Source organism: Streptomyces sp. NPDC046261 (genome assembly GCF_040646235.1).
GTDB lineage: Bacteria > Actinomycetota > Actinomycetes > Streptomycetales > Streptomycetaceae > Streptomyces.
This window is the reverse complement of the sequence record NZ_JBEYZU010000002.1, coordinates 129,310-149,923: the sequence shown is the minus strand read 5'-3', so window position 1 is coordinate 149,923 and position 20,614 is coordinate 129,310. Positions and strand designations below refer to the sequence as shown.

General features: G+C 69.3%; 18 protein-coding genes and 1 tRNA gene. 10 read left to right on the top strand and 9 right to left on the bottom strand.

Annotated features, from left to right (window positions below):
* Window positions 1-85: 85 nt before the first annotated feature.
* The 8 genes from ABZ956_RS04970 to rpmH all read right to left on the bottom strand — a co-directional run bounded on the left by ABZ956_RS04970 (window position 86) and on the right by rpmH (window position 5,950).
* Window positions 86-1,231: a ParB/RepB/Spo0J family partition protein gene (locus tag ABZ956_RS04970; RefSeq protein WP_361887075.1), complete on the bottom strand. Its 1,146-nt coding sequence runs from the start codon at window positions 1,229-1,231 to the stop codon at window positions 86-88.
* Window positions 1,228-2,280: a ParA family protein gene (locus ABZ956_RS04965; RefSeq protein ID WP_361887073.1), complete on the bottom strand. Its 1,053-nt coding sequence runs from the start codon at window positions 2,278-2,280 to the stop codon at window positions 1,228-1,230. Before ABZ956_RS04965 ends, ABZ956_RS04970 begins: the two co-directional genes overlap by 4 nt.
* 283 nt (window positions 2,281-2,563) lie before the next feature.
* On the bottom strand, window positions 2,564-3,280 hold the full coding sequence (gene rsmG / locus ABZ956_RS04960) for a 16S rRNA (guanine(527)-N(7))-methyltransferase RsmG (RefSeq protein ID WP_361887070.1): 717 nt from the start codon (window positions 3,278-3,280) through the stop codon (window positions 2,564-2,566).
* 136 nt (window positions 3,281-3,416) lie between these two features.
* Window positions 3,417-3,944 (bottom strand): R3H domain-containing nucleic acid-binding protein, encoded by a 528-nt coding sequence (locus ABZ956_RS04955; protein WP_361887067.1) that lies wholly within the window; start codon window positions 3,942-3,944, stop codon window positions 3,417-3,419.
* A complete protein-coding gene (gene yidC / locus ABZ956_RS04950) occupies window positions 3,944-5,041 on the bottom strand; it encodes a membrane protein insertase YidC (RefSeq protein ID WP_361887064.1) in 1,098 nt (365 codons plus the stop codon). Before yidC ends, ABZ956_RS04955 begins: the two co-directional genes overlap by 1 nt.
* Before the next feature lie 3 nt (window positions 5,042-5,044).
* Entirely contained in the window at window positions 5,045-5,362 is a 318-nt protein-coding gene (gene yidD, locus ABZ956_RS04945) for a membrane protein insertion efficiency factor YidD (protein ID WP_071966153.1), read from the bottom strand.
* The gene (gene rnpA, locus ABZ956_RS04940) at window positions 5,359-5,787 is read right to left on the bottom strand and encodes a ribonuclease P protein component (RefSeq protein ID WP_361887061.1); all 429 of its coding nucleotides are present in this window, start codon (window positions 5,785-5,787) and stop codon (window positions 5,359-5,361) included. Before rnpA ends, yidD begins: the two co-directional genes overlap by 4 nt.
* A 25-nt stretch (window positions 5,788-5,812) precedes the next feature.
* Entirely contained in the window at window positions 5,813-5,950 is a 138-nt protein-coding gene (gene rpmH / locus ABZ956_RS04935) for a 50S ribosomal protein L34 (protein WP_003949374.1), read from the bottom strand.
* 424 nt (window positions 5,951-6,374) lie between these two features.
* Between rpmH and dnaA the strand changes: the two genes are divergently transcribed.
* The 10 genes from dnaA to ABZ956_RS04885 all read left to right on the top strand — a co-directional run bounded on the left by dnaA (window position 6,375) and on the right by ABZ956_RS04885 (window position 19,293).
* Window positions 6,375-8,207 (top strand): chromosomal replication initiator protein DnaA, encoded by a 1,833-nt coding sequence (dnaA, locus tag ABZ956_RS04930; protein WP_361887058.1) that lies wholly within the window; start codon window positions 6,375-6,377, stop codon window positions 8,205-8,207.
* Between the two features lie 847 nt (window positions 8,208-9,054).
* Window positions 9,055-10,185: a DNA polymerase III subunit beta gene (gene dnaN, locus ABZ956_RS04925; protein WP_361887055.1), complete on the top strand. Its 1,131-nt coding sequence runs from the start codon at window positions 9,055-9,057 to the stop codon at window positions 10,183-10,185.
* 135 nt (window positions 10,186-10,320) lie between these two features.
* Window positions 10,321-11,196, top strand: a complete 876-nt coding sequence (gene gnd, locus ABZ956_RS04920) for a phosphogluconate dehydrogenase (NAD(+)-dependent, decarboxylating) (RefSeq protein WP_361887052.1) — start codon at window positions 10,321-10,323, stop codon at window positions 11,194-11,196.
* A 41-nt stretch (window positions 11,197-11,237) separates the two neighbouring features.
* Window positions 11,238-12,362: a DNA replication/repair protein RecF gene (recF, locus tag ABZ956_RS04915; RefSeq protein ID WP_361887049.1), complete on the top strand. Its 1,125-nt coding sequence runs from the start codon at window positions 11,238-11,240 to the stop codon at window positions 12,360-12,362.
* Window positions 12,359-12,904, top strand: a complete 546-nt coding sequence (locus tag ABZ956_RS04910) for a DciA family protein (protein WP_361887046.1) — start codon at window positions 12,359-12,361, stop codon at window positions 12,902-12,904. The genes recF and ABZ956_RS04910 overlap by 4 nt, the downstream gene beginning before the upstream one ends.
* A gap of 332 nt (window positions 12,905-13,236) precedes the next feature.
* Window positions 13,237-15,282, top strand: coding sequence for a DNA topoisomerase (ATP-hydrolyzing) subunit B (gene gyrB, locus ABZ956_RS04905; RefSeq protein WP_361887043.1), 2,046 nt, complete (start codon window positions 13,237-13,239; stop codon window positions 15,280-15,282).
* Between the two features lie 51 nt (window positions 15,283-15,333).
* Window positions 15,334-17,964: a DNA gyrase subunit A gene (gene gyrA, locus ABZ956_RS04900; protein ID WP_361887041.1), complete on the top strand. Its 2,631-nt coding sequence runs from the start codon at window positions 15,334-15,336 to the stop codon at window positions 17,962-17,964.
* A 168-nt stretch (window positions 17,965-18,132) separates the two neighbouring features.
* Window positions 18,133-18,852, top strand: a complete 720-nt coding sequence (locus ABZ956_RS04895; protein ID WP_361887038.1) for a DUF3566 domain-containing protein — start codon at window positions 18,133-18,135, stop codon at window positions 18,850-18,852.
* A gap of 72 nt (window positions 18,853-18,924) precedes the next feature.
* A tRNA-Ile gene (locus ABZ956_RS04890) sits at window positions 18,925-18,998 on the top strand.
* Window positions 18,999-19,158: 160 nt separating this feature from the next.
* Window positions 19,159-19,293 carry a DLW-39 family protein gene (locus ABZ956_RS04885; protein ID WP_003958712.1) on the top strand — a complete coding sequence of 45 codons (135 nt, stop codon included), beginning with the start codon at window positions 19,159-19,161 and terminating at the stop codon, window positions 19,291-19,293.
* Between the two features lie 137 nt (window positions 19,294-19,430).
* Here ABZ956_RS04885 and ABZ956_RS04880 read toward each other — a convergent pair whose 3' ends face one another.
* On the bottom strand, window positions 19,431-20,591 hold the full coding sequence (locus tag ABZ956_RS04880) for a serine/threonine-protein kinase (RefSeq protein WP_361887035.1): 1,161 nt from the start codon (window positions 20,589-20,591) through the stop codon (window positions 19,431-19,433).
* Between the last annotated feature and the right edge of the window lie 23 nt (window positions 20,592-20,614).

Genomic DNA, 20,614 nt, shown 5'->3' with positions numbered 1-20,614 from the left:
AGCCGGACGAGGCAAAGGGCGGGTTGTGTCCACGCGAGGTTCCACGTGAAACACGACCCGCCCTCAGGCGAGCGCCGAAAGGTGCCTAGTCCGTGCCGTCGCCGTCGGAGAGCTTCTGCTCCAGCACCCGTCCCTCGCCGGGGGCCAGCGTGCTCAGAATCCGCTCCAGGTCATCCATCGAGGCGAACTCGACGACGATCTTTCCCTTCTTCTGCCCGAGGTCCACCTTCACCCGGGTCTCGAAGCGGTCCGACAGCCGAGAGGCCAGATCGGTGAGCGCGGGGGCGACGCGGGCGCCGGCCCGGGGGCCCTTGCCCTTCCCCGCGTTCTTCGGGCGCGAACCCATCAGGGTCACGATCTCTTCCACCGCACGCACCGACAGCCCCTCGGCCACGATGCGATGGGCGAGCCGGTCCTGCTCCTCTGAATCATCGACGGAGAGCAGGGCCCGGGCGTGGCCGGCGGAGAGCACTCCGGCCGCCACCCGTCGCTGGACGGCCGGTGACAGCTTCAGCAGACGCAGGGTGTTGGAGACCTGGGGGCGCGAACGCCCGATGCGGTCTGCCAGCTCGTCGTGCGTGCAGTTGAAGTCCTTGAGCAGCTGGTCGTAAGCGGCCGCCTCTTCCAGCGGGTTCAGCTGAGCCCGGTGCAGGTTCTCCAGGAGCGCGTCCAGCAGAAGCTTCTCGTCATCCGTTGCCCGGATGATGGAGGGAATCCTCTCCAGTCCGGCTTCCCGGCAGGCGCGCCAGCGGCGCTCGCCCATGATGAGCTCATAGCGCTCCGGCGCCAGCTGACGCACCACCACGGGCTGGAGCAGGCCGACCTCGCGGATGGAGGTGACCAGTTCGGCGAGAGCGTCCTCGTCGAAGACCTCACGCGGCTGCCGCGGGTTGGGCGTGATGGAGTCCAGCGGCAGCTCGGCGAAGTGCGCACCCGCCACCTCCTGCCCGGCCGTTGCGTCGGCTGCCATCTGCCGCGAGGTCTCCGTTTCACGTGAAACGGCGCCATACGCCTCGGAGCCGCCCACGTGCGGATCACGGGACAGGGCCTCATCCACCGTCAGCGTGACCGTCGGCGCGCCGGCCGCCCCCCGCTCCGCCGTCAGCACCGGCACCGCGGTCGGGGACGTAGCGCCGGGCCCTACGGCCGGTCCACTCTTCTCCGCGCCTTTCGGTGCCGGCGGAATCAGCGCACCGAGCCCCCGGCCCAGTCCTCTACGTCGCTCACTCACTGAAGCCCCTCCGACATACTGTGCTGGTCTTGCTGTTGCTGGCGGCCCACCGTGTGGGCCCTGCTGCCGTCGTAGTGCACGCCGATCCCCCGCAGCGCGATCTCCCGGGCGGCCTCCAGATAGGACAGCGCACCGCTGGAACCCGGGTCATAGGTAAGAACTGTCTGCCCATAGCTGGGCGCCTCGGAGATACGGACCGAACGCGGAATGCTGGTCCGCAGCACCTCCTGGCCGAAGTGCGTGCGCACTTCATCGGCGACCTGCGAGGCGAGCCGGGTACGGCCGTCGTACATCGTCAGCAGAATCGTCGACACATGGAGCTTGGGGTTCAGATGGCCCCGCACCAGCTCGACATTGCGCAGCAGCTGGCCCAGCCCTTCCAGCGCGTAGTACTCGCACTGAATGGGGATCAGCACCTCGGCACCGGCGACCAGCGCATTGACCGTCAGCAGACCGAGCGAGGGCGGGCAGTCGATGAGGATGTAGTCCAGCGGCTGCTCGTAGGCCTTGATCGCCCGGTCCAGCCGGCTTTCCCGGGCCACGAGCGAGACCAGCTCGATCTCCGCGCCCGCCAGGTCGATGGTGGCAGGGGCACAGAAGAGCCCCTCGACGTCCGTCACCGGCTGCACCACGTCGGAGAGCTTCTTGCTGTCCACGAGGACGTCGTAGATGGACGGCACGTCGGCGTGGTGGTCGATGCCCAGAGCCGTCGAGGCATTGCCCTGCGGATCGAGGTCGATGACGAGCACCCGATTGCCGTGCAGCGCCAGGGAGGCGGCCAGGTTCACGGTGGTCGTGGTCTTCCCGACCCCGCCCTTCTGGTTGGCGACCACCATCACCCGGGTCTGTTCCGGCCTCGGCATCGGCATGGGGGGCGTTTCACGTGAAACAGCCAGGGCCGCGGGGACGGGACCAGGAGCAGGCGCTGGTTCGGAGTCGGCGGGGCGGGGGCCGGGGACCGGGTCGGTCATCGGCCCCGCGATGTTGGCGTCGGACCGCAAGGATTCACTCTCCTCGACATCAGGCTCGCAATGAACAGAGCCTGCCATGCTTTCGGGGTCGTGAACCAGCGAGGCCCGTTCTCCTGTGGATGAATCCCGTGAGCCTGTGGATGAGCCCACGTCCTCGACCGGTCGACGGTCACGCGGCGCGGAGGCCGCACGACTGCGGCCGATGATTCCATGCAGCAGGGAGCGATGTTTCACGTGAAACACGATGCATGGCACGCCGCGCTACCGAGCCGCGACACTCCGTTATGGGTAGTTTTGCCAGCTTGTATGGAGCATCGCATCCGAGGGACGACCCCGGATGCTCATGCGTCCACGTCCGGCGTCAGCGGCGACGACGCGAGCGGTCGGCCCTGGCGGCCTTGGCCCGCTTGGCAGCGAACCGCACTCCGCCGGGGCTCTCCCCGACCTCGACCCGGACCACGGTGGACATCGGCTCCACCACGCCCTCGCCGACGTGCAACACCGAGGTCCGCACGACCCCGAGCTTGCTCAGTGCGGCACGGGCGCCCTGGAGCTCCTCCTCCGCCGTGTCACCCTTGAGCGCCAGCATCTCGCCGTAGGGACGCAGCAGCGGCACGCCCCAGCCGGCCAGCCGGTCCAGCGGAGCGACGGCCCGGGCGGTGACCACGTGCACCGGCTCGACCTTGCCCAGCATCTCCTCGGCCCGGCCGCGGACCACCGTGACATGGTCCAGGCCCAGCAGCTCCACGACCTCCTGCAGGAAGGTCGTGCGACGCAGCAGCGGCTCGAGCAGGGTGATCTGCAGGTCAGGGCGGACGAGGGCCAGCGGGATGCCGGGCAGCCCCGCGCCCGAGCCCACATCGCACACCGAGACGCCGTCCGGCACGGCCTCGGAGAGCACCGCACAGTTCAGCAGGTGGCGCTCCCACAGGCGGGGCACCTCACGGGGGCCGATCAGGCCACGCTTCACACCCGCGTCGGCGAGCAGTTCCGCGTAGCGGACGGCCTCCGGAAAGCGGTCACCGAATACCGCCCGCGCCGCCGCGGGCGCCGGGGGGAGCTCCGCTGCCTCTTCCACGGGGAACCGTCCTTCCGTACAACGTTGGGGGGAACTCCGGCGTCCTCTGTGAACGCCGGAATCTGAATATCAGGCTGACAAGGATCGGCCCCGCCTGCGAGCAGACGGGGCCGTACACACCTGGAAGTGCGACAGATCAGGCCGGGAGGACAACCACTCGGCGCTGCGGCTCCTCGCCCTCGGACTCACTGCTCAGGCCGGCGGCGGCCACCGCGTCGTGGACGACCTTGCGCTCGAAGGGGGTCATCGGGTCCAGCTTGACGGGCTGACCGGTGCTCTTGGCCTCCTGGGCGGCCTTGGCGCCCAGGTCGGCCAGCTCCTCGCGCTTGCGCGCGCGGAATCCGGCGATGTCGAGCATCAGACGGCTGCGGTCGCCGGTCTCCCGGTTCACCGCGAGCCGGGTCAGCTCCTGGAGGGCCTCCAGGACCTCACCGTCGCGGCCCACCAGCTTCTGCAGGTCGCGGCTGGTGGAGTCGCTGATGATCGACACCGAGGCACGGTCCGCTTCGACGTCCATGTCGATGTCGCCGTCGAGGTCGGCGATGTCCAGCAGCCCCTCGAGGTAATCGGCGGCGATCTCGCCCTCCTGCTCGAGGCGGGACAGCGTGTCGGTGCCCTCGGCGGCGGTCTGGGGCTGCGTCTCCGTCACGGTGGACTCCTTCATTACTTCTTCGACGGGTGCTTGGGCCGCTGCGGGCCGCCCTTGCGCTGTCCGGACTTGGCGCTGCGGGAACCGGCCTGCTTGGACTTGGCGTCACCGGGCTGCTCGCCCTGCTTCTCCAGCGAGGTCTTCTTCCCGGCGCCCGTGGTGGTCTGGGCCTGGCCCGAGCCGGCGACCTGGCGCTTGGCCTTCGTCTGGCGCTTGGGCTGCTGACGGGCCGCACGGGCGGCCTCGACGGCCTTGCGGGCCTCGATCTCCGCCGGGTCCTCCTTCAGCTTGCCCTTGGCCCGCAGGCGCTCCTGGCGCTGGGTGTAGGCGAGGCTGCCCGGGGTGGGGTTACGGCGGATGACGAACATCTGCTGGCCCAGGGTCCACACGTTGGTGGTCAGCCAGTAGACGAGAACACCGACGGGGAAGTTGATGCCGAAGACGGCGAACATGATCGGGAAGACGTACATCAGCATCTTCTGCTGCTGCATGAACGGCGTCTTCACCGTGAGGTCGACGTTCTTCGTCATCAGCTGGCGCTGCGTGTAGAACTGCGACAGCGACATCAGGACGATCATGATGACCGTGATCACGCGGACGTCGGTCAGCGTGGAACCGAGCGATTCGACCTTGCTCGCGTTGTCCATGAACTTCGACGCGATCGGGGCGCCGAAGATGTGCGCTCTACGGGCGCTGTCCACCAGGCCCTGGTCCAGGACGCCGACCTCATGGCCACCGGCGATCTTGTTCAGCACCTGGTACAGGGCGATGAAGAAGGGCGACTGCGCCAGAATCGGGAGGCAGCTCGAGAGCGGGTTGGTGCCCGACTCCTTGTAGAGCTTCATCATCTCTTCGGACTGGCGCTGCTTGTCGCTCTTGTAGCGCTCCTGGATCGCCTTCATCTTCGGCTGGAGCGCCTGCATGTTCCGCGTGGCCTTGATCTGCTTCACGAAGAGCGGGATCAGGCAGATACGGATCAGCACCACCAGCGAGACGATGGACAGACCCCACGCCGCGCCACTGTCCTTGTTGAAGATCAGGCTGAAGAACGAGTGAAACTGGACGATGATCCAGGAAACGGCGTAATAGAGAGGATTCAGGATCGTGTCCACGAATCAGGCTCCTTGGGCGTTGGGCTGAGTCTCGGGCTGTGCGGTGGGCCCCTCGGCGGGGTGCCCGCCCAGTCGGCTCCTCAGCCGCTGGTGCCAGACCGGACGCTTCCGGGGAGGGACGTGGTCGACGCCACCGAGCGACCACGGGTTGCAGCGCAGGATGCGCCAGGCCGTCAGCGCCGTTCCTTTGACCGCGCCATGCACGTCAATGGCCTTGTAGCCGTAGTGCGAGCACGACGGGTAGTACTTGCAGACCGGGCCCAGCAGGGGGCTGATGGTCCACTGGTAGAGCTTGATCAACCACAGCAGCGGGTACTTCACTGTGCGCTCCCTCCCGGGTGACCGGGGCTCCGGGGGTCACCCCCCGGGGGATTGCTTCGCGGCGCCCCTCCCAGCAGCCGCTGCAGCGCGGTATCGAGATCGCGGGCCAGCTGCTCATGGTCCGCCTCACCCGCGCCGGGCAGGGCTCGCACCACCACCAGGCTACCGGCGGGCAGCTGATCCAGCCGGTCACGCATGAGGTGGCGCAGACGCCGCTTGACCAGATTGCGGACCACGGCACCGCCGACGGCCTTGCTCACGACGAAACCCGCACGCGCCGGGGGGACGTTCCCCCCCGGCGTGTGCGGGTCCGGTGTACCGCTGCGTAGGTGGACGACGAGGAGCGGGCGGCCGGCCCTGCGTCCTCGGCGAACCGCGGTCGCAAAGTCCTCGCGCCGCCTCAGCCGAGACTCGGAAGGCAGCACGACCTGGACCTTGCCGTCAGGCCGGTCAGGCCGACAGGCGGGCGCGACCCTTGCCACGGCGGGACGCGAGGATCGCGCGGCCGGCACGGGTGCGCATGCGCAGGCGGAAGCCGTGGGTCTTCGCGCGGCGGCGGTTGTTCGGCTGGAAGGTGCGCTTGCTCACTCGGGGACTCCAGAAATATTGATGGCGGGACATCGCCTGGCTGTCACCGTGCGCCCACGAGAAGCTCGCAATACGCCCAAGTGCACCGCTTCACGATCACGATCCGATAAGATCGCGATCTTTGCCCATCGGAGGCAGGCGGCAGCAGCCATCGACAACTCGACCTGGTCACGGTACGCGCGGTTACGCCATCCGGTCAAACCGGCAGTGCACCAGGCATACACCGTAGCTTCCCCAGGGCCGAGCCGACACCAGATGCCGACCCATGGCACATTTGTACACACCCTGTGGACAACGACTTGAACCGTACACCTCGGCCTGACTACCGTGGCTGAACTCTGCATCCTTCCCGCACGTCCCGAGAACCACACCTTCGGTGGACTTCGGGGCGCATCCCTGACCCGTGACTGAGAGAGCGTGCCCTGTGGCTGACCTGCCCGCCGATCTTGCCGCAGTGTGGCCGCGCGTGCTCGAACAGCTCCTCGGTGAGGGGCGGGGCCAGGGCGTGGAGAGCAAGGACGAGCACTGGATCAAGCGGTGCCAGCCGCTGGCCCTGGTGGCCGACACGGCCCTGCTGGCCGTGCCCAACGAGTTCGCCAAGGGCGTCCTGGAGGGCCGGCTCGCCCCGATCGTCAGCGAGACCCTCAGCCGCGAGTGCGGCCGCCCCATCCGGATCGCGATCACCGTCGACGACTCCGCGGGCGAGCCCCCCGCGCCCCAGGGCCCGCCGCCGGCGCAGGAGCGCCCGCAGCACCAGCCCGGTCAGCGCCCGGGCCCCGGCCAGGGTCGTGACGCCTACGAGGGCTACGACAGCCACGGCGGCTACGACGGCCGCGAGGGCTACGGCGGCCGGCCCGGCTCCGACGAGCTGCCGTCCGTACGGCCCGCCTACCCCGACTACCAGCAGCCCCGTCCCGACCCGGGCGCCTGGCCGCGCCACTCGGCGCCCCCCGGCCCGTCCGCGCCCGACCGCGGCGACTACGGCTGGCAGCAGCCGCGCCTCGGCTCCTTCGCCGAGTCCGAGCGCGACCCTTATGCCTCGCAGTACGAGCAGCAGCAGCCGGACTACCGCTCCCCGGGGCAGGGTGAGCGGAACGGATACGAGCAGCGCCGGGAGCTCCCGGACGGCCCCTCCCGTGGCGGCCCGTCCGGCGCGCCGGACGGCCGCGCCGGCGGCTCGTCGTCCTCCTCGTCCTCCGCGTCCTCGACGGGGGCGGCCGAGCCGACGGCGCGGCTGAACCCGAAGTACCTCTTCGACACCTTCGTCATCGGCGCGTCCAACCGCTTCGCCCACGCGGCGGCCGTGGCGGTGGCCGAGGCGCCGGCCAAGGCGTACAACCCCCTGTTCATCTACGGGGAGTCCGGGCTCGGCAAGACGCACCTGCTGCATGCCATCGGGCACTACGCGCGCAGCCTCTACCCGGGCACGCGGGTGCGCTACGTGAGCTCCGAGGAGTTCACCAACGAGTTCATCAACTCCATCCGCGACGGCAAGGCGGACGCGTTCCGCAAGCGCTACCGCGACATGGACATCCTGCTGGTCGACGACATCCAGTTCCTCGCGAGCAAGGAGTCGACGCAGGAGGAGTTCTTCCACACGTTCAACACCCTGCACAACGCCAACAAGCAGATCGTGCTCTCCTCGGACCGGCCGCCCAAGCAGCTGGTGACCCTGGAGGACCGGCTCCGCAACCGCTTCGAGTGGGGCCTGATCACGGACGTGCAGCCGCCGGAGCTCGAGACGCGGATCGCGATCCTGCGCAAGAAGGCGGTCCAGGAGCAGCTCAACGCGCCGCCCGAGGTGCTGGAGTTCATCGCCTCCCGCATCTCGCGCAACATCCGCGAGCTGGAGGGCGCCCTCATCCGGGTGACGGCCTTCGCGAGCCTCAACCGGCAGCCGGTGGACCTGGGGCTGACCGAGATCGTCCTGAAGGACCTGATCCCGGGCGGCGAGGACGCCTCACCGGAGATCACGGCGCCGGCCATCATGGCGGCGACCGCCGACTACTTCGGGCACACCGTCGAGGACCTGTGCGGGGCCTCGCGCAGCCGGGTGCTGGTGACGGCCCGGCAGATCGCGATGTACCTCTGCCGGGAGCTGACGGACCTCTCCCTGCCGAAGATCGGCGCCCAGTTCGGCGGCCGTGACCACACGACCGTCATGCACGCGGACCGCAAGATCCGGGCGCTGATGGCCGAGCGCCGCTCCATCTACAACCAGGTGACCGAGCTGACGAACCGCATCAAGAACGGCTGACAGGGCCGGCGAGGACCGCCTGAGGGCGCTTCGGGACGCTTCCCGGAGCGCCCTTCGTCGTTCCCGGGGGCCGCCGACGGCCACCGGCCCGGCCCGGCCGCTGCCCAGCCTGTTCGAATATGGGCTCTGACCTGCTGGTTCTCCACAGATTCGGGCGATCGTCACCGTCCACACCCTGGGGACCGGGAAGTTATCCAGATCATGTCCACAGGCCAGGCTGTTGATATGCCATCAGCCGAGGTCAGCGGGGTGTGGATTTGTGGCAAACGGCGTTCCACAGCCTGTGGACGGGCACTTCGCCCACAGCCGCCCCGAACGTTGTCCACCGGCCGCCCACAGGAGGACCGGTGTTATACACAGCCTTTCCACATCGCTGTCCACTGTTCGGCAACGAAACGCCGAAGGTCACCGCACCGAGTGAAAGGCGTCACACCAAGGTGCCGGATTGGGCTGTGGGCAACGTGGGTAAAGCTGGGGACAGGCCTGGGGAGAAGTGCCCCCTGCCTGTGCACCGGGTGTGCAGAACTTTTCGCGGTCCACAGAAGCCCCCGGTTTTCCACTGCCCCCACCCACAGGCACGGTGGACAAAAAATCCGGCCTGACCTGGGCAAAGGCAGTTTTCCACGGTTTCCACAGGCCCTACTACTACGACCACAGAGATCTACCGGGGAACTCGTTTCGAAGTGGGTCCTGTGCACAACTCGGCCGCGGGCCGCGCCACGCCCCGGACCTCGACTTGACCGCCAGCCGCACCGACTGTCAGCGGCGTGCGTCAGACTGGTCTCCGGCAACTCAGCCGACGAAGAAGCCAGCAGGGCGAGCCAGCAACAAGCAGGAGGCGGTTCCGGTGAAGATCCGGGTGGAGCGCGATGTACTCGCGGAGGCAGTGGCCTGGGCGGCCCGCAGCCTCCCGGCCCGTCCGCCGGTACCGGTCCTCGCGGGCCTGCTGCTCAAGGCGGAGGACGGCTCCCTGAGCCTGTCCGGCTTCGACTACGAGGTCTCCGCCCGGGTCTCGGTCGAGGCCGATGTGGAGGAGGACGGCACCGTCCTCGTCTCCGGCCGCCTCCTCGCCGACATCTGCCGCGCACTTCCCAACAGGCCTGTGGAGATCTCCACCGACGGCGTGCGCGTCACCGTGGTCTGCGGCTCCTCGCGATTCACACTCCACACCCTGCCTGTGGAGGAATACCCGGCCCTGCCGCAGATGCCCACCGCCACGGGCACGGTCCCGGGCGAGGTCTTCGCCTCGGCCGCCGCCCAGGTCGCCATCGCCGCCGGCCGCGACGACACCCTGCCGGTGCTCACGGGTGTCCGCATCGAGATCGAGGGCGACACCGTCACGCTGGCCTCCACCGACCGCTACCGCTTCGCGGTCCGCGAGTTCATGTGGAAGCCGGAGACCCCGGACATCTCCGCCGTCGCCCTGGTGCCCGCCAAGACGCTGCTGGAGACCGCCAAGTCGCTCAGCGGCGGTGACACGGTCTCGATCGCCCTGTCCGGCTCCGGTGCCGGCGAGGGCCTGATCGGCTTCGAGGGCGCCGGCCGTCGTACGACCACCCGCCTGCTCGAGGGCGACCTGCCGAAGTACCGCACGCTCTTCCCGACCGAGTTCAACTCCGTCGCCGTGATCGAGACCGCCCCGTTCGTCGAGGCCGTCAAGCGCGTCGCGCTCGTCGCCGAGCGCAACACCCCTGTCCGCCTCAGCTTCGAGCAGGGCGTCCTCATCCTCGAGGCCGGCTCCAGCGACGACGCACAGGCTGTGGAAAGGGTCGACGCCAAGCTCGAGGGCGACGACATCTCGATCGCGTTCAACCCCGGCTTCCTGCTGGAGGGCCTCTCCGCGATCGACTCCCCGGTCGCGCAGCTGTCCTTCACCACGTCCACGAAGCCGGCGCTGCTCAGCGGCAAGCCCGCGGTGGACGCCGAGGCGGACGACGCCTACAAGTACCTGATCATGCCGGTGCGCCTGTCCGGCTGAGGCGGCCCGCCCGCCCGGGGGCCGCTCACCCGATGAGCGCCCCCGGTCCACAGGTGTGCACAAACCCTCGGGCGTAGGCTCGGAGCAGGTACCTCCGGTATCCCCTCGCACGACTACGGCACTTAAGGATCACTGATGGAGCTCGGTCTCGTCGGCCTTGGCAAGATGGGCGGCAACATGCGCGAGCGCATCCGCCGCGCAGGCCACACCGTCATCGGATACGACCGCAACCGCGACCTCGCGGATGTCCACAGCCTCAAGGACCTTGTGGATTCCCTGCAGGGTCCGCGCGTCGTGTGGGTCATGGTCCCCGCGGGCGACGCGACCCAGTCCACCATCGACGAGCTCGGTGAGCTGCTCTCCCCGGGCGACGTCGTCGTGGACGGCGGGAACTCCCGCTGGACCGACGACGAGAAGCACGCCGAGGAGCTGGCCGCCAAGGGCATCGGCTTCGTCGACTGCGGCGTCTCCGGCGGTGTCTGGGGCCTGGAGAACGGCTACGCCCTGATGTACGGCGGCGACGCCGAGAACGTCGCGAAGGTCCAGCCGATCTTCGACGCGCTCAAGCCCGCGGGCGACTTCGGCTCCGTCCACGCCGGCAAGGTCGGCGCGGGCCACTTCGCCAAGATGGTCCACAACGGCATCGAGTACGCGATGATGCAGGCCTACGCCGAGGGCTGGGAGCTCCTGGAGAAGGTCGACTCCGTCACCGACGTGCGCGAGGTCTTCCGCAGCTGGCAGGAGGGCACGGTCATCCGCTCCTGGCTGCTCGACCTGGCCGTCAACGCCCTCGACGAGGACGAGCACCTGGACCGCCTGCGCGGCTTCGCCGCCGACTCCGGCGAGGGCCGCTGGACCGTCGAGGCCGCCATCGACAATGCCGTGCCGCTGCCCGCGATCACGGCGTCCCTGTTCGCCCGCTTCGCCTCCCGCCAGGAGGACTCGCCGCAGATGAAGATGATCGCCGCGCTGCGCAACCAGTTCGGCGGCCACGCGGTCGAGAGCAAGTAACCCCACAAGCACAGCAGCAGCCGGGGGAGGTCGGCGCACCCATGCACGTATCGCATCTGTCGCTGGCCGACTTCCGCTCGTACGCCCGGGCCGAGGTTCCGCTCGACCCGGGCGTCACGGCTTTCGTGGGCCCCAACGGCCAGGGCAAGACCAACCTCGTCGAGGCGGTCGGCTATCTGGCGACCCTGGGCAGCCACCGCGTCTCCTCCGACGCGCCCCTGGTCCGCATGGGCGCCGACCGGGCGGTCATCCGCGCCTCCGTCGTCCAGGGCGAGCGGCAGCAGCTGATCGAGCTGGAGCTCAACCCCGGCCGTGCCAACCGGGCCCGGATCAATCGTTCCTCCCAGGTCCGGCCGCGTGACGTGCTCGGCATCGTCCGCACGGTCCTGTTCGCCCCCGAGGACCTGGCGCTGGTCAAGGGCGACCCCGGGGAGCGCCGCCGCTTCCTGGACGAGCTGATCACCGCCCGCTCCCCCCGCATGGCGGGCGTGCGCTCGGATTACGAGCGCGTCCTCAAGCAGCGCAACACCCTCTTGAAGTCCGCCGCGATGGCCCGCCGGCACGGCGGGCGCGGCATGGACCTTTCGACGCTCGACATCTGGGACCAGCACCTGGCCCGGGCGGGCGCCGAGCTGCTCGCCCGCCGGCTGGACCTGATAGCCACGCTGCGGCCGCTGGCCGACAAGGCCTACGAACAGCTGGCACCCGGCGGCGGCCCGGTCGCCTTCGACTACCGCGGCCCCGCCGGCCTCGAAGGCGTCCACACCCGCGAGGAGCTCTACGAGGTGCTGCTCGCCGCCCTGGCCGAGGCCCGCAAGCAGGAGATCGAGCGCGGGGTGACGCTGGTCGGCCCGCACCGCGACGAGCTGCTCCTGAGGCTCGGCCCGCTGCCGGCCAAGGGCTACGCCAGCCACGGCGAGTCCTGGTCGTACGCGCTGGCGCTGCGCCTGGCCTCGTACGAGCTGCTGCGCTCGGAGGGCAACGAGCCGGTGCTGGTGCTGGACGACGTCTTCGCGGAGCTGGACGCCCGCCGCCGGGAGCGGCTGGCCGAGCTGGTCGCCCCGGGTGAGCAGGTGCTGGTGACCGCGGCTGTGGACGACGACGTGCCGGGCGTGCTGGTGGGCGCGCGGTACGCGGTCGCGGAGGGCAGGGTCGAACGCGTATGAGCACCCCTTTCGAGCAGCCCGGGCCGCAGCCGGCGAAGACGCCCGAGCCCTCGGGCGTGGACCTGGCGCGGGTGGCGCTGCGGGCCGCCAAGGAGCAGGCGCGGGCCCGTGGCAACGCGGTGCAGCAGAAGAAGCAGGCGCGCCGCGGCGGCCTGCGCTCCGGCGCGCGCGCCGACGGGCGCGACCCGCTGCCGCTGGGCGCCGCGATCAACCGGCTGATCACCGAGCGGGGCTGGGAGAAGCCCGCGGCGGTGGGCGGTGTGATGGGCCGCTGGCCGCAGATGGTGGGCCCGGAGGTGGCGCTGCACTGTGAGCCGCAGGCGTACGACGAGGACGCCCGGGTGCTGACCGTGCAGTGCGACTCCACGGCGTGGGCGACCCAGCTGCGGCTGCTGGCGCCCCAGCTGGTGGCCCGGCTGAACGCCGACCTGGGCCAGGGCACCGTAAAGATGATCAAGGTGCTGGGGCCCGGTGGCCCCGGGCGCCGGTACGGGCCGCTGCGTGCCCCCGGGAGCACGGGGCCGGGCGACACCTACGGGTGATCCGGTGGCCCGAGCCCGCCGCCGGCCGCTGCGGCGGTGAAGCAAGTGGCGCCTGCGGACGGCTGAGACTGCGCTCACGGTTGCGGGCGGTTGACAGCCAGAAGCGCTGAGTGCCGCTGTGAGCCTCTTGGAGCCCCGGGCCGCATATAGGGAGTCGGCTGATGCCGGTTCAGGGCGGCACGTGAGGACTCAGGCACCGCCAAACCCCCATTCATGTCAGCGCCACCGGTACACTGGTAGTAATCCCGCCGGATCGCGGGACTCGTGGACAACCGCTGAACGACGCAGCCTCCTGCCTGCCCCGGAAACCCCCGCCGCAGCAGGGAAGGCCTGTGCTGTGCCAGAAAGGGCGCTTCGTGGCCGATTCCGGCAACCCCAACGAGAACACCAACCCCTCCCAGGCAGCGGACGCCGTGACCGGCGCCCCTGCCGGTGAGACGTCGTACGACGCCAGTGCGATCACCGTTCTGGAGGGCCTGGACGCGGTCCGCAAGCGGCCCGGTATGTACATCGGCTCCACCGGTGAGCGCGGCCTGCACCACCTGGTGCAAGAGGTCGTCGACAACTCCGTCGACGAGGCGATGGCCGGCCACGCGGACACGATCGACGTCACGATCCTCGCCGACGGCGGTGTGCGCGTCGTCGACAACGGCCGCGGCATCCCGGTGGGCATCGTCCCCTCCGAGGGCAAGCCCGCCGTCGAGGTCGTCCTGACCGTGCTGCACGCGGGCGGCAAGTTCGGCGGCGGCGGCTACGCGGTCTCCGGCGGTCTGCACGGCGTCGGCGTCTCGGTCGTCAACGCGCTGTCGACGCGCGTCGCGGTCGAGGTGAAGACCGACGGCTTCCGGTGGACCCAGGACTACAAGCTCGGTGTCCCCACGGCCCCGCTCCAGAAGAACGAGGCGACGGACGAGACGGGCACCTCCGTCACCTTCTGGGCCGACGGCGACATCTTCGAGACCACCGAGTACTCCTTCGAGACGCTCTCGCGGCGCTTCCAGGAGATGGCCTTCCTCAACAAGGGCCTGCGCATCGCGCTGACGGACCTCCGCCCCGACCACGTCGACGAGGAGGGCAAGCCGCTTACGGTCGAGTACCACTACGAGGGCGGCATCGTCGACTTCGTGAAGTACCTCAACTCGCGCAAGGGCGAGCTGGTCCACCCCACCGTCATCGACGTCGAGGCCGAGGACAAGGAGCGCATGCTCTCGGTCGAGATCGCGATGCAGTGGAACAGCCAGTACAGCGAGGGCGTCTACAGCTTCGCCAACACCATCCACACCCATGAGGGCGGCACCCACGAAGAGGGCTTCCGCGCCGCGCTGACCGGTCTGATCAACCGGTACGCCCGCGACAAGAAGCTGCTCCGCGAGAAGGACGACAACCTCACGGGCGAGGACATCCGCGAGGGTCTGACCGCGATCATCTCCGTCAAGCTCGGCGAGCCGCAGTTCGAGGGCCAGACGAAGACCAAGCTGGGCAACACCGAGGCCAAGACCTTCGTCCAGAAGGTCGTCCACGAGCACCTCACGGACTGGCTGGACCGCAACCCCAACGAGGCCGCGGACATCATCCGCAAGGGCATCCAGGCGGCGACCGCCCGCGTGGCCGCCCGCAAGGCGCGCGACCTGACCCGCCGCAAGGGCCTGCTCGAGACGGCGTCGCTGCCGGGCAAGCTCAGCGACTGCCAGTCGAACGACCCGACCAAGTGCGAGATCTTCATCGTCGAGGGTGACTCCGCCGGCGGCTCGGCCAAGTCCGGCCGGAACCCGCAGTACCAGGCGATCCTCCCGATCCGAGGCAAGATCCTCAACGTCGAGAAGGCGCGCGTCGACAAGATCCTGCAGAACACCGAGGTCCAGGCGCTGATCTCCGCCTTCGGCACCGGTGTGCACGAGGACTTCGACATCTCGAAGCTCCGCTATCACAAGATCATCCTGATGGCGGACGCCGACGTCGACGGTCAGCACATCAACACCCTGCTGCTCACCTTCCTCTTCCGCTTTATGCGGCCGCTGGTCGAGGCCGGGCACGTCTACCTCTCCCGCCCCCCGCTGTACAAGATCAAGTGGGGCCGGGACGACTTCGAGTACGCCTACTCCGACCGCGAGCGCGACGCGCTGATCCAGCTCGGCCGGGAGAACGGCAAGCGGATCAAGGACGACTCGGTCCAGCGCTTCAAGGGTCTCGGCGAGATGAACGCCGAAGAGCTGCGCGTCACCACCATGGACGTCGACCACCGCGTTCTCGGCCAGGTCACCCTGGACGACGCGGCGCAGGCGGACGACCTGTTCTCGGTGCTCATGGGTGAGGACGTCGAGGCACGGCGCTCCTTCATCCAGCGCAACGCCAAGGACGTCCGCTTCCTCGACATCTGAGCCTGTCGGCCCACGAGAAACAGCCGCAGCGCGAAAGGACTTTGAACAGCAATGGCCGACGAGACTCCCGAGACCCCCACCGCCCCGGTCCCCGAAGTGACTCCCGAGGGCGCCCCCGCGCCCCTGGAGGGCGTCGGGATGCGCGTCGAGCCCGTCGGGCTCGAGACCGAGATGCAGCGCTCGTACCTCGACTACGCGATGAGCGTCATCGTCTCGCGTGCCCTCCCCGACGTGCGGGACGGCCTCAAGCCGGTGCACCGCCGCGTGCTCTACGCGATGTACGACGGCGGCTACCGCCCCGAGAAGGGCTTCTACAAGTGCGCCCGCGTCGTCGGTGACGTCATGGGTACGTACCACCCGCACGGCGACGCCTCGATCTACGACGCCCTGGTGCGCCTGGCGCAGCCCTGGTCGATGCGCATGCCGCTGGTGGACTCCAACGGCAACTTCGGTTCCCCGGGCAACGACCCGGCCGCCGCCATGCGGTACACCGAGTGCAAGATGATGCCGCTGTCCATGGAGATGCTCCGGGACATCGACGAGGAGACCGTCGACTTCCAGGACAACTACGACGGCCGCAACCAGGAGCCGACGGTCCTGCCGGCGCGCTTCCCGAACCTGCTGATCAACGGTTCGGCGGGCATCGCGGTCGGCATGGCCACCAACATCCCCCCGCACAACCTGCGTGAGGTGGCCGAGGGCGCCCAGTGGTACCTGGCCAACCCCGAGGCGACGCCCGAGGAGCTCCTCGAGGCGCTCATGGAGCGGATCAAGGGCCCCGACTTCCCGACCGGCGCGCTCGTGGTGGGCCGCAAGGGCATCGAGGAGGCCTACCGCACCGGCCGCGGCTCGATCACCATGCGTGCGGTGGTCGAGGTCGAGGAGATCCAGAACCGCCAGTGCCTGGTGGTCACCGAGCTGCCCTACCAGGTCAACCCGGACAACCTCGCCCAGAAGATCGCCGACCTGGTGAAGGACGGCAAGATCGGCGGCATCGCCGACGTCCGTGACGAGACCTCCTCGCGCACGGGTCAGCGCCTGGTGATCGTCCTCAAGCGGGACGCGGTCGCCAAGGTCGTCCTCAACAACCTCTACAAGCACACCGACCTGCAGACCAACTTCGGCGCCAACATGCTGGCGCTGGTGGACGGCGTGCCGCGCACGCTGTCCCTGGACGCCTTCATCCGCAACTGGGTGACGCACCAGGTCGAGGTCATCATCCGGCGCACCCGCTTCCGGCTGCGCAAGGCCGAGGAGCGCGCCCACATCCTGCGCGGTCTGCTCAAGGCGCTCAACGCCATCGACGAGGTCATCGCGCTGATCCGGCGCAGTGACACCGTCGACGTCGCCCGCGAGGGCCTGATGGGCCTGCTGCAGATCGACGAGATCCAGGCCAACGCGATCCTGGAGATGCAGCTGCGCCGCCTGGCGGCCCTGGAGCACCAGAAGATCACCGCGGAGCACGACGAGCTCCAGGCGAAGATCAACGAGTACAACGCGATCCTCGCCTCGCCCGAGCGGCAGCGGATGATCATCAGCGAGGAGCTCGCGGCGATCGTCGACAAGTTCGGCGACGACCGGCGCTCCCAGCTGATCCCCTTCGACGGTGACATGTCCATCGAGGACCTCATCGCCGAAGAGGACATCGTCGTCACCATCACCAACGGTGGCTACGTCAAGCGCACCAAGACCGAGGACTACCGCTCGCAGAAGCGCGGCGGCAAGGGCGTGCGGGGCACGAAGCTGAAGCAGGACGACATCGTCGACCACTTCTTCGTCTCCACCACCCACCACTGGCTGCTGTTCTTCACCAACAAGGGCCGGGTCTACCGGGCGAAGGCGTACGAGCTGCCGGACGCCGGCCGGGACGCGCGTGGTCAGCACGTGGCGAACCTGCTGGCCTTCCAGCCGGACGAGAAGATCGCCCAGATCCTCGCCGTCCGTGACTACGATGTGGCCCCGTACCTGGTCCTGGCCACCAAGTCGGGCCTGGTGAAGAAGACCCCGCTCAAGGACTACGACTCCCCGCGCTCCGGCGGCGTCATCGCCATCAACCTGCGCGAGACGGACGGCGGCGTCGAGGACGAGCTGATCGGCGCCGAGCTGGTCTCCGCCGCGGACGACCTGCTGCTGATCAGCAAGAAGGCGCAGTCGATCCGCTTCACCGCCACGGACGATGCCCTGCGCCCCATGGGCCGGGCCACCTCCGGTGTCAAGGGCATGAGCTTCCGCGAGGGTGACGAGCTGCTCTCGATGAATGTCGTCCGTCCCGGTACGTTCGTCTTCACCGCCACCGACGGTGGCTACGCGAAGCGGACGAACGTCGACGAGTACCGCGTCCAGGGCCGCGGTGGCCTCGGCATCAAGGCCGCCAAGATCGTGGAGGACCGCGGCTCGCTGGTCGGCGCTCTGGTGGTCGAGGAGACGGACGAGATCCTCGCCATCACGCTGAGCGGCGGTGTGATCCGTACCCGGGTCAACGAAGTCAGGGAGACGGGCCGTGACACCATGGGCGTCCAACTGATCAACCTGGGCAAGCGCGATGCCGTCGTGGGCATCGCCCGGAACGCCGAGGCCGGTCGCGAGGCTGAGGGCGTCGAGGAGTTGGGCGACGTGGCCGAGGGCGACGGGTCCGAGGCGCCCGAGGGCGCACTGGCCCCGGTCGAGGACACCGAGGAGTAAGTCGTGAGTCGAGCCACGGGCACCGCCGGCGGCGGTGCGGGTGCCAAGCGGCGGAGTTCCGCCCGGCCCGCATCGGATGAGGCGGCCGCCCGTGGCCCGGCCTCCGGCAGCGCGGACGGCGCGGGCTCCCGGGCCGAAGACCCCGGGACCGCAGGCAGGGGGAGGACCATGACCGAGACCCGTGATCCGCAGCCGTACCACCCGCCGAAGGCTTACGAGCCTCCGGCCGAACGTTCCGCTTCCGATTCCGCTTCTGCTGATTCCGCCGATTCTTCCGCTTCTTCTGGTTCTGCTGATTCGGCTGCCGCTTCCGGTGCCGACCCGGGTGGCGCCGCACGCGCCGCGGCGAACGGTGGGGACGCCAAGAACAGCGCGGGCAAGACCAAGGCCGGCGGCAAGGCCGAGAAGACCGGCACCAAGGCCACCAAGGCCCCCAAGGGGGCTGAGCGGGCCGCCGGCCACTCCGGCCAGGACTCGGCCCCTCGGCCGCGTCCCGCGGCCCGTACGGTGCCGCGTACGCGCAAGGCGAGGCTGCGGGTGGCCAAGGCCGACCCGTGGTCGGTGATGAAGGTCAGCTTCCTGCTGTCGGTCGCGCTGGGCGTGTGCACCATCGTGGCGGCCACGGTGCTGTGGGTGGTCATGGACGCCATGGGCGTCTTCTCCGCGGTCGGCGGCACCATCAGCGACGCCACGGCCTCCGGTGAGAGCGGTGGCGGCTTCGACCTGGAGTCGTTCCTGTCGCTGCCGCACGTCCTGCTGTTCACCTCGGTCATCGCGGTGATCGACGTGGTGCTGGCGACGGCCCTGGCGACGCTGGGGGCCTTTGTCTACAACCTCTCCGCCGGCTTCGTGGGCGGCGTGGAGCTGACGCTCGCCGAGGACGAATAGCGCGTGTGACGGCCTGGGGCCCGGACGATTTTGGGACTGGGCCCCAAGTGCGCTAATCTTTCGGTGTCGCGCGGGGCTATAGCTCAGACGGTTAGAGCGCTTCCCTGATAAGGAAGAGGCCACAGGTTCAAGTCCTGTTAGCCCCACTCGCACGATCGGCCCGGACGGAATTCTCCGTCCGGGCCGATCGCTTTTGGGAGTTCGGACCCGGCGGGGGAGTGGACGCAGGTCACCGATCGGTATCGGCCGGTGTGTATCATCGGCCACCAGAGGTCCCCTTACGTCAAGGAAAGACGAGGTCGCGCGGTGAAGAAGCTGCTCCTGGTCGCACTGGCCGCCATCGGCGGGCTCCTCGTGTACCGGCAGATCCAGGCGGATCGCGCCGAGCAGGACCTGTGGACGGAGGCGACCGACTCCGTGCCCGCAGGTTCGGGCGTGTGAGCTTAAGACAAGCGTTGTTGCAGGGCCCCGGCCGCGAGGCGGCCGGGGCCCTGTCGCTTTAGTTGCGTTTGCAAATAAAATGATTGCGAACGTGAAGCTTCTCCCGTGATGTCCTACCTGTCCCGGTGCCGCGCCGCTCAGCCGGCGGTGAGCGCCCACACCCCCACGGCCAGGCACAGCAGCGCGACGATCAGCACCGGCACCGCCACCCTGGCCGATGGCCCGGAACGCCCGTGACGGGCTGCTGCGGCCCCGGTGAAGGGTCCTTGGGCGGGCGGCGGCGGTAAGGGGCGGGGGAACGGCTGCGGGGCGGTGTAGGGGCGCGTGGGCGGGTAGTTCGGCCGCGGCGGCGCGAGCGGCACACCCTCCGCCCCGGGCTCGGGCCGGGGGGCCGGCCGCGGCTCCGGGCGGGGTTCCGGTTCGGGGCCCGAGGGGCCGAATCCCGGGGGCAGCGGGCCCAGCTGGTCGAAGACCTCGATCCGCTCCTCGTCGTCGGGCGGCTCGCCCAGCAGCTCCACGGCCGCCGACAGGGCCTTGCGCGCCCCCGTGGCCGTACGGAAGCGGGTGTACGGGTCGGGGTGCAGTAGATTCGCGATCACGTCCCAGAGCGGTTCGGGCACCTCCTGCGGGGCGTTCGGCACGCCCTGCTCCCGGAAGCGCTCCACGAGCGCCTCGGCGTCCGGTTTGCGGCCCGTGAGGAGATACAGCGCCACCAGGCCGACGGCGAAGAGGTCGGCGGGGAAGTCAGGCTCCTCGCCCAGCATTTGCTCCGGTGCGAAGTAACCGGGCGTGCCCATAACGAAGTTGGTGTCCGTCAGCCGTGGCTCGCCCTTGCGCATGGCGATCCCGAAATCGGAGAGCCGTAAATGGGGCCGTCCCGTACCGGTCGCCTCCAAAAGGAGGTTGGCGGGTTTGATGTCCCGGTGCACGACGCCTTCCGCGTGCACGGCCGCGAGCCCGGACAGCAGCTGGTCCAGCAGGACGCACACGAAATGCGGCGGCAACGGCCCGTAGTCGCCGATGAGATGGGCCAGCGAACCGCCGCCGACCATCTCCATGGTGAACAGGACCTTGTCGTCGTCCGCCGCCCAGCTCAGCGGCGCCAGCACATGGGGATGATCGATGCGAAGCGCCTGTTCGCGGACAAACCTCAGCAGTGTGTGGGCGTCGCTCTGCTGCAGCACCTTGGCCGCCACATAGCGCCGCCGGCGCTGGTCCCAGGCCCGCCAGACCGCTCCCGCCCCGCCGCGGCCGATCGGGTCCACCAGCTCGTACCGCCCAGCGAAGACCTCACCCATGTCGTTCGCGCCGCCCCCGCCTC